This window comes from Shewanella scandinavica, assembly GCF_031932065.1.
Classification (GTDB): domain Bacteria; phylum Pseudomonadota; class Gammaproteobacteria; order Enterobacterales; family Shewanellaceae; genus Shewanella; species Shewanella baltica.
In genome coordinates, this window is the sequence record NZ_JAUOES010000032.1 from 1 (window position 1) to 15,030 (window position 15,030).

General features: G+C 42.9%; 13 protein-coding genes and 1 pseudogene. 3 read left to right on the top strand and 11 right to left on the bottom strand.

Annotated features, from left to right (window positions below; translation table 11 throughout):
* From Q4Q50_RS19810 to Q4Q50_RS19835, 7 genes are all read right to left on the bottom strand, one after another.
* Positions 1-485: YagK/YfjJ domain-containing protein (locus Q4Q50_RS19810; RefSeq protein ID WP_311900782.1), on the bottom strand; the 485-nt coding region annotated here is incomplete at its 3' end.
* Between the two features lie 204 nt (positions 486-689).
* A complete protein-coding gene (locus Q4Q50_RS22410; RefSeq protein ID WP_084294849.1) occupies positions 690-899 on the bottom strand; it encodes a helix-turn-helix transcriptional regulator in 210 nt (69 codons plus the stop codon).
* Positions 899-1,123 (bottom strand): helix-turn-helix transcriptional regulator, encoded by a 225-nt coding sequence (locus tag Q4Q50_RS19815; RefSeq protein WP_311900784.1) that lies wholly within the window; start codon positions 1,121-1,123, stop codon positions 899-901. The genes Q4Q50_RS22410 and Q4Q50_RS19815 overlap by 1 nt, the downstream gene beginning before the upstream one ends.
* 85 nt (positions 1,124-1,208) lie before the next feature.
* Complete coding sequence (locus tag Q4Q50_RS19820; protein WP_311900785.1) at positions 1,209-2,033, bottom strand: hypothetical protein; 825 nt, start codon at positions 2,031-2,033, stop codon at positions 1,209-1,211.
* A gap of 237 nt (positions 2,034-2,270) precedes the next feature.
* Positions 2,271-3,599: a type II toxin-antitoxin system HipA family toxin gene (locus Q4Q50_RS19825; protein WP_311900786.1), complete on the bottom strand. Its 1,329-nt coding sequence runs from the start codon at positions 3,597-3,599 to the stop codon at positions 2,271-2,273.
* On the bottom strand, positions 3,599-3,877 hold the full coding sequence (locus Q4Q50_RS19830) for a helix-turn-helix domain-containing protein (protein WP_208660398.1): 279 nt from the start codon (positions 3,875-3,877) through the stop codon (positions 3,599-3,601). Before Q4Q50_RS19830 ends, Q4Q50_RS19825 begins: the two co-directional genes overlap by 1 nt.
* A gap of 487 nt (positions 3,878-4,364) precedes the next feature.
* Positions 4,365-5,498, bottom strand: a complete 1,134-nt coding sequence (locus Q4Q50_RS19835) for a hypothetical protein (protein WP_311900789.1) — start codon at positions 5,496-5,498, stop codon at positions 4,365-4,367.
* Positions 5,499-5,676: 178 nt separating this feature from the next.
* Between Q4Q50_RS19835 and Q4Q50_RS19840 the strand changes: the two genes are divergently transcribed.
* Positions 5,677-6,315: an ERCC4 domain-containing protein gene (locus Q4Q50_RS19840; protein ID WP_311900790.1), complete on the top strand. Its 639-nt coding sequence runs from the start codon at positions 5,677-5,679 to the stop codon at positions 6,313-6,315.
* Between the two features lie 34 nt (positions 6,316-6,349).
* On the opposite strand, the gene yjjG is transcribed toward Q4Q50_RS19840, so the two are convergent.
* Positions 6,350-7,030, bottom strand: a complete 681-nt coding sequence (gene yjjG, locus Q4Q50_RS19845) for a pyrimidine 5'-nucleotidase (protein WP_311900791.1) — start codon at positions 7,028-7,030, stop codon at positions 6,350-6,352.
* 295 nt (positions 7,031-7,325) lie between these two features.
* Here yjjG and Q4Q50_RS19850 point away from each other — a divergent pair, with 295 nt between their 5' ends.
* Positions 7,326-8,222 (top strand): LysR family transcriptional regulator, encoded by an 897-nt coding sequence (locus Q4Q50_RS19850; RefSeq protein ID WP_259521539.1) that lies wholly within the window; start codon positions 7,326-7,328, stop codon positions 8,220-8,222.
* 3 nt (positions 8,223-8,225) lie between these two features.
* Here the strand turns inward: Q4Q50_RS19850 and Q4Q50_RS19855 are convergent, their stop codons facing one another.
* Both Q4Q50_RS19855 and Q4Q50_RS19860 read right to left on the bottom strand, forming a co-directional pair.
* The gene (locus tag Q4Q50_RS19855; protein ID WP_311900792.1) at positions 8,226-11,393 is read right to left on the bottom strand and encodes a DUF3427 domain-containing protein; all 3,168 of its coding nucleotides are present in this window, start codon (positions 11,391-11,393) and stop codon (positions 8,226-8,228) included.
* A gap of 222 nt (positions 11,394-11,615) precedes the next feature.
* Positions 11,616-12,101, bottom strand: a pseudogene (locus Q4Q50_RS19860) (Fic family protein); the annotation flags it as partial.
* Positions 12,102-12,225: 124 nt separating this feature from the next.
* Between Q4Q50_RS19860 and Q4Q50_RS19865 the strand changes: the two are divergent.
* Positions 12,226-13,548, top strand: a complete 1,323-nt coding sequence (locus tag Q4Q50_RS19865) for an ATP-binding protein (protein ID WP_311900793.1) — start codon at positions 12,226-12,228, stop codon at positions 13,546-13,548.
* A gap of 91 nt (positions 13,549-13,639) precedes the next feature.
* Here the strand turns inward: Q4Q50_RS19865 and Q4Q50_RS19870 are convergent, their stop codons facing one another.
* The gene (locus Q4Q50_RS19870; protein ID WP_311900795.1) at positions 13,640-14,755 is read right to left on the bottom strand and encodes a Fic family protein; all 1,116 of its coding nucleotides are present in this window, start codon (positions 14,753-14,755) and stop codon (positions 13,640-13,642) included.
* Positions 14,756-15,030: the final 275 nt, after the last annotated feature.

Genomic DNA, 15,030 nt, shown 5'->3' on the forward strand with positions numbered 1-15,030 from the left:
TCAACGAATGAGACCGTTCCCTTCGAATGCTGTTCCCACATAGATTTAGCTTGCGATAGTAACTTTTCAGAGTGATTAATCTTATGACCACTCAACATAAGTTCTACATGATAGTGTTCAACCTCAGAGGTGTTCTGCTCTCTGGCACAGTGGTACAAGACCTTGCAGTCGTAATGCTTAGTTAGCAAGTGTGTTAGCTTTTTTAGATATTGATTAATAAGTTGGTTATCAGCTGAGCATTGACCAGGATGCAGATCTATACGACACACTAGAACTCGACTGTAAAAGCTAAGCATTACTTCGTAATCAGAAATGATGGCATTGACGATACTTTTCTTTAAGCCTTTAAGTTTGGGTTTATAAACATGATATGCATGATTTTTGTATGCAAATAAAAGTGAGTTATGTTCATTGATACAAAAAGCTTGTTTAAGTCGCTTTACTTTAGGTTTATTGGATAGACGTTGATAGATTTTATTGGTCATTGTAACGGTCTTTTGTTTGACTTTTAGTTCGTAAGGCGGCGATATATTCTTTAATATCCGCCTCACTTAGCTACTTTTCCTGGCACTAGTTACACTGTTCGTCTGAGGTTGAAGGCTTTTCAGGGTGTTATTCTCTGTATTGTTATTGCTTCAAAGTGTGTCAGCCGCATTGATAAAAAAGCAGGCCCAAACCTGCTATTTCATTCATCTGTGTGATAGCCATTCATGAAGATCTTTAAAGCACCAGCATGAACGTCCATTTTGGATTAAGGTAGGTTGTGGGAATTGCCCGGACTTAATTCTTCGTCCTAAAGTTGACCGACTGATGCCGAGCAGTCGCTGGATTTCAGGTTTTTTGACTATTCGATACTCATCAATGAATAGCGCTAAGTGATCGTCGTTTGGGTTTTGCATCAGCACTTTCCTCCGCCATTGACCGTTTGACGAGAGGCGACCCACTCAGTTAGCTCTGATAAGAGCCAGCCTACTGAAGTACTCTGTGGATAGAGCTGCCTGCGTTTGGGGAAAAGACCTCTGCGCTCAAGTGACCATGCAGTGGTACGTGAAATTGAGGTGATTGATTTACGTTCCGCTTCACGAACGATGCGATCTGTAGATAGTTTATTTAATGAGTTCATGCTCACTCCCGTTTAATGTAGTTCAGGAGTGATTGTGATGGAAAAAATATTGATAATAGATAGTTGGCCAGGCGACCGACTACTTTTACCTAGCGTCTGGATATATGCAATAACTTATATATTTTTTGTAAAAACTTTTCATATCTATATGTTTATGCTCTTCTTTTGTTCTTCCAGACCACTCAAACTGTTTTGGAACATCAAGAAGTGATGATTTAACCACCTCTGAGAAAAATTTTGATTTTCTATCTTTTGGAAAAATTGAATCTTTGCCGTTGGGATCAGGCGATAAATGAGGTGGGGCATTTTCATTATAAAGATCCTCAATAGCATCTATAACTCGTTCCGGTTTATAAGGCAGGTTAGCATCCTGACTATAAAAATCTGATAAAATCATTGCAAGAGTAGCCAAGGCTGGTTGATATTTATCTTGATAGGCATAGGTAGATTTTAGATATTCTAATTTGATTTTTTTATAGCCAGCCTCTATGAAGTCAGTATTATTGACGGTGCAATTATGCTCCCCAATGAGTAAATGTAGATGATTCATTGCGCGGCAATACCCTTCATGAGCCTGGTGTAATGCTTGGACGCATTCCCTTGTAATTACAGTGGAACCAGGGAAGTTAATTAACTTATCTTCCAAACACTCGACTACAGTTCTGGCGTTCTGAACACGCTCAAGCTGTCCATAAGCATGCGCAAAGGTTGTAACATAGCATTTCGGTCGTTGGACCCCAGCAGTTCTGATTCCTGTCTCTGGCCGTTGCAAGGGAATCAAGCTTTTTAATCTCACGAATTCAGAGACAATATTATTCAAGTCGTCTCTACCAGATATAGCTTCAAGCGGTTTACTTTCAAATAGATTGTGAAAGTAAAGACTTTGCTTGTGGTTTTTTGTCAACTTCATAACAATTATTTATACTTCCAATGATAAAAGTTAAGCCAACGCTTTGAATGTTAATAATTTTACAATCATTCAACATAGCTACATTTATATGTGTTCGATTATAAAAATGCCAAACTGTATAACCGTAGTTCGAAAGAACGAAGCTTTTCACGCTTACTCCACTACGCTTATCGATATTCCAAACACCAATAGTTGCGTGTTCTGAGATAAGTAACTTTTTGTTAAGGAAAAGCTTTTCTAAAATCGAGTAAGATTTTCGATGCTCAGGCGCTGAGCCCTTTTCTTTAATCCACTGATAATCGAATCGCGTATTTGAACAGGAAAATCATCGGGAAGCTCTCTGCTGACTTTCATGATCACAAAATCGAGCATATCGGCCATTTCAGTCATAATCCCTATCATACTGTCAGTATCAAATCCCACAGTTTTAGCAGTCTGAATAAAGTGTCTCGGAAATATGCTTTCTAGCAATACCTTTTTACCTTTACTGCCCTTCAACGCCATTGCCAGCTTTACATCGCGAATGTTAGGCCCTTTACCCCCAAGAGCCGGATAGATCGATAAAATATCGTAAAGGGGGGTTAATCGATAACCGCCACCAGCATCAATAAAAATTGAGAAGTTTTTAGCGTGACCATCAATAGCACCCAGTAACCAAAACAAGACTTGAGCCTTCATAAAATCATGCCTGTCTCGTTCTGGCATTGCGGACCCCAGTAGTTGAGCCATGATGGCTTGGATTCCTGGCCCACCATCGCTTTCATATTTTTTTGCTGGTGGTACATTCAGAACCTGACAAAAATCCTCTTGTGGAAGACGCATTAACCAACTGCCATCGGATGCTAAACGTCGATCAAATCGCTCAACAACAAGCGCTTTAATATCACCGACTTTCATGATGTTACATCCAGCTACATCAAGGCCAAATGCCTTAGCGATCTTCATACAAAGATATTCGTTTTCCACGCTATCAGACATATCTATATCAAACGAATGACCCTTTATAGTACCAATGGGCAATTTAATAATATGTGTTGTCGGTGTTGCATTAAGCGGCAAACACCACTTCCCATCTATATTGAGCAGCGCAGTTTTTTCCTGGGCACCTGCTATAGAGATCCTGAAATCATCTTGCTCCCTAAGCATGCCTAACGGGATACCAGACAAATAACCTTTCAATACCTTTTCTAGCTCAGCAGAAGACAGCGGTTTAGCATCTATCTGCCTAACATTAATGGGCAACTCGCCTTGAGGAATTAATTGCAATGCACCAACACTGTCTTGCCCAATCTTTGCAAGCAAGTCAAAAGGCTGCGAGGAAGCGGCTTGATGGCGAGCAACAATCCGATTACGAACTTCGGGATTATCGGGCAATAGGTTATCGAAGAAGTTGTAAACCTCATCGCCGATATAAGCTTGCCTTCGTAGTGGCATTGATAGTGATATGGGGCGACTACCTACCAATTTAAGCCAATCCTCGTGATACTTGAATTGGTGGGCACCTGTCGGAGTTTTGATAAATTCGCCAACTAGATAGCCATTCATGTAGACATCTAACGCCGCCATTACCATTCCTCTTTCCAGTCTTGGCCATCTAATGAGGTGTTATCCAAGCGAATATTATCAATGCTAGCTCCTCTCTTCTTAACCTCTAATTCAAGATTGAGCGACGCCAGGAGCTTAAAAAGCGTCTCCAGCTTTGTGGAATCGGGGTTTTGCTCGAAGCTTGATACTGTATCTTGGCGAATGCCAACTTTATTAGCCACTTTGCTTTGAGAAAGCTTCAAGGATAGACGAGTATCTTTAAGATAATTACTTAGCTGTTTAGCTGTTGTCACTTTCATATCAAGCCCTTCATTAACTTAGATACCAACAATCACATATTACACGCTATAACAGGTAATTCAACACTTACACGCTATAACCGGTAAAATGACAATTACACGCTACAACAGGTAAAACTGGTATTTTGAAGCAACACAAAGAAGAATGTCTTTACGACAAAAACGCGAAACGTATTAAAACCAAAAGATTGAAACCAACTTAAATGCTTTGTAGACACCAATCAAAACGGGACTAAATTGGTGACTAAAATAACAAAAAGACCAAATCACAAATACAATAATCTGTATTTAAAGTAAAAATAAAAATAATCAATATTCAGATCCAAAACGTTGAATAGTGTGTTGTCGTGTTTAACTGCAATCTAATAAATAAAAACCCTGATTTATCAGGGTTTTTATTTGGGTAACTCAATCTAATTCACTTTTAATAAAGCAAAACACATCACTCGATCACAGCGCCATAACTATTGGCATTAAAATAACTAAATCAAAGCGATAGCATAATTTTCTGTAACGGTTCTAACCGCTTAATCAGTGCTTTACGCTGTTTATTTTTGCTAATAAAAACATCAAAATTTTGTTTAAACTCGCTGGAAGATTGTTTTAGTTGATAAGCATCGAACAACACTTGCAAGGTACGGCTGGCATTATCATAGCCACTGGCACACCCACGAGCCGCCTCCTCAAAAGCACTATCCCAATGGCTTTGATGCGCTTTATAAACCGCTTCAAGATGTTCATTACGCAATAACGTCTCACGGGCAAGACGCTCGGCCTCAGCCATGCGATCTTCTTGCATCACTTCTTTTTCTGCTACATGCCAGAATGGATGCAACGATGCAACGGTTACCCAGTGGGAGTACTCTATTGGTGTTTCTTGCGTTCTGAGGAGCGCATACGCATCCGCCGCAAATATTTTCCCTTCATCAAATAAGCGACAAAGCAACGCGTCCTTCTCGGCATCCGTTAGCTTAGCCACCTGCTGCTGTGCCGTTAATACTGTGGTTTGAGGAACATGTGCAGGCATTGACTGCAGCAAAAGATGTAAAGCACGTATCGATGGTAAAGGGATGTCAAAGAGTGTGGTAAATGCCAATTGCGCCTGGGTTAACTGGTGAAAATCAAAGGCTATAAGCGGCAAGGGCTCTAAGGCCATATCATCGTTGGCTTGGCTTAACCAATGAAAATACAAAGCACGATAATCGCCAGTTAATAGTTCTGTCCTTAGTGCCACCAAATGCAGCATAAAGGATTCGGCACTCTCATCGTCGCGGTAGCGATAATCATCTTCTAAAGTAAATATCAGTAATTGGCTCTGCTTATTCTCGACAAAAGACACATAAAAGTCAGCATTTATTACCTTGAAATCACAGGGGATTGTACCGGCTGGCAATTTAAGATACGCATTCACTTGCCCCCAATTGGTGTAATAAAAGCCAATATCAAAAAAATCCATCATTAAGGCTTCTGGATCGGCACTTAAATCACCGTAATGATATTGAACACAAAAGGAGTGGCTAGTGATCTCTGCTCGGCTAGAAATATTCCTTAATCTATTCCGCTGCGGGACCGACAAGCTACTGTTAACACATTCGAATCGATAATACTGATATTCACTCATAGCTAACTCACATTGATTTTCTAGCGCTGTCTTAATGCAGCAGGCCAAACGAACAGATATAGGTATAACTAAATTTTAACTAGGCGACTCAGAAAGCTGAAGACAACTTTTGTGCTTGTTGTTCAGCCTGACTACACTCATAAACAATCCTGAATATGTCACTCGGTTGAGGTTAAAATTGGCAGCGGCTAAAATCCCTCTCTTTTATGACGATAGAGAACATGCAGAAAAAATCATCTATGAGCTGTCACTGCACGAAAATCTCTCACTCATCAAAAAACGCCTAAAATTGGGTGATTATCAACTCAATGGTTGGCTGATTGAGCGTAAAACGTTGCCCGATCTCGTGCAATCCTTATGCGATGGGCGCCTATTCTCACAGGTGGCCAGATTAGCCCAGAGCCCAAATCATACCGCCCTGCTTATCGAAGGTTATACACAAGATATCGCATGTTACCAGATACGCAGAGAAGCGTTAATCGGGGCGCTGTGCTCGATTTCAATCAATTTCCACATCCCAATACTGCGCAGTTTATCGCAAACTGAAACAGCCAAAATTCTGTATTTTTGCGCCACTCAGTTAAACCGTAGAGAACATGAATTAACCCTCACGGGACGTAAGCCCAAACGCAAGAAAAATCAGCAATTATTCATCTTGCAAAGCCTACCCGAGGTAGGCCCTAAACTCGCCAATAAACTTTTATGCCATTTCGCCAGTGTCGAGGCAGTCGTAACAGCATCTGAAGAGGCATTGATGCAAGTGGGTGGTATAGGTAAAAATAAAGCAAGTAAGATCCGTGAAGTGCTGACTCGCTAAGTGACTTCATAGCATAAGCTGAGTGCCTGTTGACTTACCCGAACAATAAACTATATAGCTCTTGGTGTGAGCTCACTTGATAGTTCGGGGCGATACCGGCAGGTACGTCGTGGCCGTGGACGTTATACCAGCAAGTATGAATACCGGCGTTGATACCGCCTTGGATATCTGAATGCGGGTTATCGCCGACCATGAGCACAGCATCGCGCTCAGGATGGCCCATGAGTTCGAAGGCGTGCTCGAAGATACCCACATCGGGTTTAGCGATACCGACTTTTTCTGAAATCACTAAAATATCAAAATGATGCTGCAAGCCTGTACGCTCCAATCGCACGGTTTGTAGTTCAGTGAAACCGTTGGTGATGATGCCCAATTTAGCTTTACCTTGCAGCGCGGCTAATAACTCGCGAGCACCGGGTAGCGGCGAACAAATTTCGGCCATTGCTGATAAAAAGGCACTATTGAGCGTCATGGCCGTGACAGATAATTTGGCTGCCCAAGGCTCGAAACGTATGGTCTGCAACTCGGCGGCAGTTATCTTGCCATCTTGATAATCGACCCAAAGCGGTTTGTTAACTAACTGATACTCGTCAAAATCGGCTTGGGTAAAATCGACCCCAAACTCACTAAACATCAACTTAAGCCCTTTTAAAGCATCGAAATAAAATAGGGTTTCATCGGCATCGAACAAAATCCATTGGTAAGGCAAGGACATAGGAACTCTCTTTCTGACAAAATAGCTAAGACCCATCCCATGCCGTTCAGTGGCATCGAGAATGGTACATCGGCGATTGCGGCAATGCTGTGGCTAGCTGCCTAGCAGTAATCAAGATAAGCGATAAACATGAGCAATGAGCGCGAAAATAACTAGGCTCCACAGTCGACACCCGCAATCAGCAAGTGCATTAGTCTACCTTGCATCAAGGGCGATGATAACCACGATAATAAAAACTGACTGTTGAGGTATCATCAACAATAATGGCAGGGGAACGCGATAATCTAAGGACACCATGGAGCACTTTTCGGCACTACCTATCTTTGTCACTATCGTGGAATGCGGTAGCTTTTCACTGGCAAGTCAAAAGCTTGGGCTGAGTAAATCGGCGGTGAGTAAACGCATTACCCTATTAGAACAAAGTCTGGGTATTCAACTTTTGCACCGTACCACTCGCAGCTTGAGTCTTACCGAAGCGGGCGCCCGCTACTTCGACTATGTTCGCCCTGCAGTTAAACTCGCAGAGGAAGGATTGGACGCTATTTCAGAGCTACAGCAAGCGCCTCAGGGCAATTTGCGCATCGCTGTCCCTATGGTATTTGGCCGCTTGCATATCGCCCCTTTAATCCCCGAGTTTCTGCGTCGTTACCCGAAAATACAGCTGCAAATGCAGATGGATGATAAGACCACCGATTTAATTGCTGGCGGATTCGATCTGGCGATTCGCATCGGCGAACTGCCAGATTCAAGTCTTATTGCCCGTAAAATTGCCCCTTGTTTAAGTGTGATTTGCGCGTCACCCGAGTATCTTGCTCGCCACGCTGCGCCACAAACGCCACAGCAACTCAGCCAACATAACTGTTTGTTCTACTCATATTTTCGTGATGGTGTTGAATGGACCTTCTTAAGCCCACAGGGCCCCACTCGTATCCAGCCGAACGGTAACTACCAAGTCAATAATAGTGATGCCATCCACCAAGCCACACTCGATGGTTTAGGCATAGCCAACCTGCCCCGTTTCATGGTCGACACCGACTTACAAACAGGCCACCTACAAGCCTTGCTCGCAGACCATCCCCTCCCAGAACATGGCATCTACGCGGTTTATCCGCAGCGGAAATATTTGCCGACTAAGGTGAGTGTATTGATCGAGTTTTTGATGGAGTTGTTAGCAGAAAGACTGGGGAAGTAGTACTTAGCCCACTGCCAGTTTAGCCGCGTCATGCCACATTACATCAGGGATTGGTTGTTCTAATCGCCATGTGACATTCATGGGTTGTGAACCGTTATGGCTGACATAATGCACTTTGCCAAAATTCACGAATCCCATAGTGCGGCCATTTTCATCTTTTGACTGCTCTCGAACAAACAACAGCACGGTTTTCCCCAGCTTTTGTTGCTCAATATAACTAAGACCCCTACCTAGTTCTGGCCGCGCGCTATTTTGCGATTGCCAGTGGAACAGATGTTCACTAATGGCATAGTCGTGATACATGGTTGTCGGTGAAAACTGCTTCTCTGATTTGTTTAACGTCACAAATAAACATTCAAGATTTTGCTCATTAATCGCAAGCACACCTTCTCTTGAAGGCGATTTAGCTTCAAATGTGCTTGCACCCATCGCAGCTAAAATTTGCTCACGAGTATAACGAGAATGCACTTTCAATGCGCTGGGCTGCGCCAATTCCAAATCCATTTCTTGATGGTGTATCCGGTTGATCAGTATCGCCAATACGGCCAATAACTCTTCCTGTAACGGTTTGTTGCGTAGCATCTGCAAGCTAGCTGTTAAACTTTTAACGTTTAAAGCCTTACCTGATTTATCCCAAAAGTTGTAATGGCACATCAAGGCAAACTGATTTTGAATAGGATCTTGCCCGTCAAATACAAAATCATTTTCGCATAACTGTTTGATAAATTTTAAATAGGATAATGAAGTACAGCTGAGTAAGTGGAAGTTAATCGCGCGATAATAAGCCTTGGCTAAATCGGGCTGAACTGCAGGTTCTGCAATCTTATTCCCCTGAACGGCCTCGACTAACAAGGTCCATCCACTTTGGCCATTAATCTTTATGCGATAAATATCTTCAAGGCTCACTTGCGGATTCATGCGTAAAAAATTGCCTAGCGTGAGCGGCAAGTCAGTTTGATGTTTAAAGTTTGCCATTAGACTGGTTAATCGATTGGCATTGAGCGTTGCGCGGCTAATATTACGCAAAATCATCGACTGTGCTTTTTCCTCAAGTTCAATTCGGCACCCTAGCGGTAGATGCGGAAAATCATTGAGAATTTCATCTTTAATCGACTGATTGGTTTTACCGACTAACGCTCTAAATTTCTGAGAAAAATCATATTCATCGCGTGAATTGCCGACAAAATCTAATATTGTGCAGCACTGCTTATCATCGGTGAGACGCAGGCCACGGCCAAGTTGCTGCAGGAATATGGTCAAGCTTTCCGTTGGCCGTAAAAACAACAAGGTGTCCACTTCTGGAATGTCGACACCTTCGTTAAAAATATCCACTACACACAAAATGGATAATTTGCCACTGACCAAGCTCTGCCGTTTTTGTTGCCGTTCAGCGCTATTATCACTGGTCAGCACATCGGCGCTGATCCCAGCCAAATTGAACTTCTTCGCCATATACTCGGCGTGTTCCTTGGTGACACAAAAGGCTAATGCCTTAATATTGTCTATATCAGTTACGGTTTCAGCTAGGCTGCGAATAATGCGCGTCACACGCTGATCATTGTGAGTGTATAAATTACTCAGCTCAGCGACGTCATAACGACCACGGCTCCAATTTAACTTGCGAAGATCTGTCGCATCATCGATCGCAAAATATTGAAATGGACATAAATGCCGTTGATTAATGGCTTCGGGTAAACGTATTTCAGCGGCAATGACACCGCAGAAGTCAGCCAAAATATCCACACCATCATGCCGTTCAGGGGTTGCCGTGAGCCCAAGTAAAATCGTCGGCTCAAAATGAGCTAATAGCCCACGGTAACTATTCGCAGCAACGTGATGGACTTCATCAATCACAATATAATCATAAAAATCAGCAACTAATGGCAGGTTATCAAGTTGCAGATTCAAGCTTTGGATAGATGCAAATAAATGTTTGTAACTATTAGGTTTATGCTCTGCTACCCACAACTCGCCAAATTGATTGTTCTTTAACACACCCCGATAAGCGCCGAGGGCTTGCTGTAAAATTTCTTGCCTATGGGCAACAAATAGAAAATTGGCTTCTGGATGCAGTTTATAAAACCGCGCGAAATCGAACGCGGAAATAATCGTCTTACCCGTGCCGGTTGCCGCGACGATGAGATTTTTAAAACGGCCATGAACGCTTCGCTCTACTGCAAGCTGTTCGAGGATTTCTCGCTGATGCGCAAACGGCTTAATGTCAAAATGAAATGAGCTCGGTTCAGTGCCACTGCCTTTCGCTTCTTTGAGCGCATTGTTTAACTTTTCTTTGCTGCTCACATCACCGCTAAAAAGCTCAAATTCGTTCGATTCCCAGTAAGTTTCAAAGGTACTGAGCGATTTATCAATGATGTGTGGAATTTCTTGGGTGGTGATCTTAAGGTTCCACTCAAGCCCACTAGTCAATGCAGAATGCGATAAATTTGAAGAACCGATATAACCGGTATGAAAACCCGTATTTCGTAGAAATAAATAGGACTTTGCATGCAACCTTTCGCGTTTAGTGTTGTAACTTAATTTGACTTGGGTATTAGGTAAACCAGCTAGAAACTCGACGGCTTTAGCATCAGTCGCGCCCATATACGATGTAGTGATGATGCGTAACTCTTTACCACTACGTGTAAATTCCTCAAGTTCATGCTTGAAGATACGAATCCCCGCCCACTTGATAAATGACACCAGCCAATAGATTTTATCCGATGAACGGATCTCACGTTTAAGCTCACTTTCAAGTGATAATCCCGCATTACTCCCGCAAAAAAGCTCGCTTTGAGTGAGCCCCGTTAATGGAAATATGCCGGCCGTATATTTAGGTAAGTCAGTCGCTATCGGGTTTTGTTTGTTAAAAAGAGCCGTGAGTATTCGGCCTTGGCTATCGATAAGATTTTCATCAATAAAATCATCATCGTTAATGTGCTCTTTGAGCCACATCACTAACCGGTTAGCCAAACTGATTTGATTGAATACTTGGTTTTCATCGGCGGGAACTGAATTAATCACATATTCAATTACTTTAGTCAGAAAACGTGAGAGCCAAATACTTGCCTCAGCAACTTCTAGCTTCCTTTCTCCAACAAAAAATATGTCCTTATCTAAGCGCTGCTCAACGAGTTGAGTAATAAGCTTTTCGTAAATCCCGACCTGTTCCATAGCCAGATATACCCCAACACTAACAATCAAAGTTGTAGCGAATATATCACATAACAATTTGATTCAAATTGCGATTTGTGGGATGGCTTTATCTTTTACGATAGAGAGTTAATACAGCCTAGGCTTTAAACTAATCGATTACTTACGATAAAGGCCGTAACTCCACACGGGAAAATGTTCGGCAAGTGATAATTGAGCACCACCACAAAGGTAAACTTGCCTCTATTTCCCACTCGGCAATAAGTACCTCGTACTTCGGCCGCCGGCGTCGGCTTTTACTAAAAAGCGCTGTTCGACCAATTGCACTAGATGACGGGTGGCGGTGGCGCGACTCACCTTCGCGACTTTTTGGTACTGGCTACTATTAATCCCTAGTTCAAAATCGCCGTCTAACATCCGATTGAGCACTTTAGCTTGCTCCTGACTCAATAAAGATTGGTCGACACTTTGCCAATACAGAGTTTTCGACAGCGTTCTGCTCACATCTGCCATCGCATTGAATAAGCAATCATTGAGGGTTTCAAAAAACCAGACTAACCAAGGAGTAATATCTGCATCGCCCCTTTGAGTGGACTCTAAAATGTCATAGTAGGCTTGGCGACGGGCAAGAATACTGACCGACATAGCGTAAAAACGAATCGAGCGTTTCTCCACTTGCGCCAGAGCTAAATCAGTCAATAGGCGAGTGATGCGCCCATTACCATCATCAAACGAATTCTATGCGCACTTTAATGCGCATAAAAATGATAAAAAACCCACTTTTATGCGCATAAATGTGTAAAATAGGTTATAGTGTAGGCCGATTAACAATCTTAATAGGCAGGAAAAGACAATGCAGCGCATCTTACTCAACGCCTTAATTGCGTGGAAAAACCAACCTATGCGTAAGCCATTATTGATCGATGGCGCGAGGCAAACGGGTAAAACGTATCTGCTGCAAGAGTTGTTTGGTAATACGTTTACCAACGTCCTTCGTATCGACTTCCTTGAAAACCCAGCTTACAAACAAGCGTTCGATGGCTCATTGTCTCCTGACGAGCTGTTAATGAACATTGAGCTGTTGACCAACCAAACGTTCAACCCAGAAACCGATCTGCTGATCTTAGATGAAATTGGCGAATGTGAACGTGCCGTTACCTCACTAAAGTATTTTGCTGAAAAAGCACCTTCCTATTTTGTCGCGGCCAGCGGCTCGAACATTGGTTTGCTCAACACCTTTCCCGTTGGCAAGGTAGAGCAATACAATTTACGACCACTGACCTTCCAAGAATTTATTTACGCATCAAACGAACAAACGCTAATCAAAGCCTTTGAAGCCCAGGCAAGCACGGCGGCAGTACACACTAAATTGATGGAGAAACTGACGGACTATTTTTTTACAGGAGGTATGCCGGAAGCGGTTTCTGCTTGGTATCAGTTTAAAGAATCAAGCATTTTAGAGCGTGTTGAAAAAGTCTCTAAAATTCATGCCGATTTAGTTGAAGGTTATCGCCGCGATTTTGGTAAATACGCGGGCAAGGTCGATGCCACACTAATTGAATCGGTGTTCAATAGCATTCCAGCGCAGCTATCACTTGTGAGCGATGAGTCCGTTAAACGCTTTAAATTTAAACATGTGCATGAGCGTAAATCTCGTTATAGCGATTTTGAAACCGCAATCCATTGGCTTAACTGCTGCCGCTTAGCCTTGCCAAACTATCCTATTGAAGGGTTGCCGAAATCGCCTCTGGCGGCCTATAAAAAAGAAAATATGGTCAAGCTGTTTCTGTTTGATGTAGGCCTGCTCAATCATATGCTGGGTAGTAGTTATAAAGAGATCAAGCAACAAAACTATGAATACAAAGGGTATGTGGCAGAAAACTTTGTGCAGCAAGAACTCACCGCCATTGGCATTGACCCAAGTTATTCATGGAATGACGCCCGTGCCGAAATCGAATTTATTTTGGCAACGGATGAAGGGGATATCATCCCTGTCGAAGTAAAAAGTGGCAAACGCACAAGAGCTAAATCGCTACAGTCATATATAGAGAAATGCAATCCACATAAAACGATCAAGTTGACAGGAACTCAAGGCTCGTCGGCCCTTGAGCAAAAACATCTCGTTTTTCCGCTGTATTACACTGAGCATGTCGTTAAGAAACACTTATTAAGCTAAATGATCCGTCGCCAAGCAACTCAAACAGCTAGCTTCAACAACTTGAGGTTGCTTAACCATTTATTTAGCGAATTAAGCTCATTGAAACAACCTACTTCCCACTCGGCAATAAGTACCTCGTACTTCGGCCGCCGGCGTCGGCTTTCACTAAAAAGCCTTGATCGACCATTTGCGTAAGATGACGGGTGGCGGTGGCGCGGCTCACCTTCGCGACTTTTTGGTACTGGCTACTATTAATCCCTAACTCAAAATCGCCATCTAACATCCGATTGAGCACTTTGGCTTGCTCTTGACTCAATAAGGATTGATCAACATTTTGCCAATACTGCGTTTTCCGCAGAGTCTTGTTCACATCAGCCATCGCATTGAGTAAGCAATCATTGAGGATTTCAAAAAACCAGACTAACCAAGGAGTAATATCTACATCGCCCCTTTGAGTGGACTCTAAAATGTCATAGTAGGCTTGGCGACGGGCAAGAATACTGACCGACATAGCGTAAAAACGAATCGAGCGTTTCTCCGCTTGCGCCAAAGCTAAATCAGTCAATAAACGCGTGATGCGCCCATTACCATCATCAAGTGGATGCAGAGTAACAAACCAAAGATGTGTTATCGCCGCACGGATAAGCGGATCTAAAACCTGCGCTTGCCGTGAAGCATTAAACCATTCAATAAACTGCGAGAGTTCAGCGTCCAAAGTCGCTCGAGAGGGGGCCTCAAAATGCACCCTTGGTTTATCAATGCGGCCTGAGACAACTTGCATAGGCGTATCGCCACGTAGCGTTCCACCAATAACGGGGTTAAACAATGTATAACCCTGCGGAAATAACTGCTGATGCCAGCCCAATATCCGTTCGAGGGTTAATTCAGTCTCTAAATTTTTTAAAGCATCGAGCATAATGTCAGCTAAACCATCGGTTTGCGTTGTGGTCGGATACGGTTTTTCCTCAGTCACGCCGAGTTTTTTAGCTAAGGATGAGCGCACTGAAGCAGCATTAAGCTTTTCACCTTCGATGGCACTGGAATGGATAATGTTAGCGAGTAAGGTGTCGAGTACAGCGTCTGACGTTAACAGACTGTCGTCGTGACTTAGCATTTGCTTGCCAAGCAGCTGGCCCTGATTGAAATAGACCTGACGCAGCAAGGCATCAATGCTGCTGGTATTCCAATGAAACTTAGGCCAATCAGCTTGCTGCCAAATCCACATATCTTACCCCACGAGTCAAATAACAAGTCTATTCTACTCACATAATGAGGCGATTAACAAATATATTCGCCTCACATTATGAGTCGAATAGCGCTAATAATCGCCTCATTAATACCAACATGGCTATCCAATGCAGGGAAATGAGCCTTGTTAGTAATCTGGGATCTCGTTTCTAAGCCTTGTGGTCATCCATTTTATCGTACAGCTGTCATACAATACGGTGGTGCCTTTACTGTGGTGCCTTTACTGTTGTTCGTGACTTTTATGTATAGCCA

Excerpts from the sequence above, each read along its gene's own strand:
- Q4Q50_RS19815 (WP_311900784.1), bottom strand. The coding sequence starts at position 1,123 with ATGAACTCATTAAATAAACTATCTACAGATCGCATCGTTCGTGAAGCG.
- Q4Q50_RS19830 (WP_208660398.1), bottom strand. The coding sequence starts at position 3,877 with ATGAAAGTGACAACAGCTAAACAGCTAAGTAATTATCTTAAAGATACT.
- Q4Q50_RS19855 (WP_311900792.1), bottom strand. The coding sequence starts at position 11,393 with ATGGAACAGGTCGGGATTTACGAAAAGCTTATTACTCAACTCGTTGAG.
- yjjG (WP_311900791.1), bottom strand. The coding sequence starts at position 7,030 with ATGTCCTTGCCTTACCAATGGATTTTGTTCGATGCCGATGAAACCCTA.
- Q4Q50_RS22410 (WP_084294849.1), bottom strand. The coding sequence starts at position 899 with ATGCAAAACCCAAACGACGATCACTTAGCGCTATTCATTGATGAGTAT.
- Q4Q50_RS19835 (WP_311900789.1), bottom strand. The coding sequence starts at position 5,498 with ATGAGTGAATATCAGTATTATCGATTCGAATGTGTTAACAGTAGCTTG.
- Q4Q50_RS19865 (WP_311900793.1), top strand. The coding sequence starts at position 12,226 with ATGCAGCGCATCTTACTCAACGCCTTAATTGCGTGGAAAAACCAACCT.
- Q4Q50_RS19820 (WP_311900785.1), bottom strand. The coding sequence starts at position 2,033 with ATGAAGTTGACAAAAAACCACAAGCAAAGTCTTTACTTTCACAATCTA.
- Q4Q50_RS19850 (WP_259521539.1), top strand. The coding sequence starts at position 7,326 with ATGGAGCACTTTTCGGCACTACCTATCTTTGTCACTATCGTGGAATGC.
- Q4Q50_RS19825 (WP_311900786.1), bottom strand. The coding sequence starts at position 3,599 with ATGGCGGCGTTAGATGTCTACATGAATGGCTATCTAGTTGGCGAATTT.
- Q4Q50_RS19870 (WP_311900795.1), bottom strand. The coding sequence starts at position 14,755 with ATGTGGATTTGGCAGCAAGCTGATTGGCCTAAGTTTCATTGGAATACC.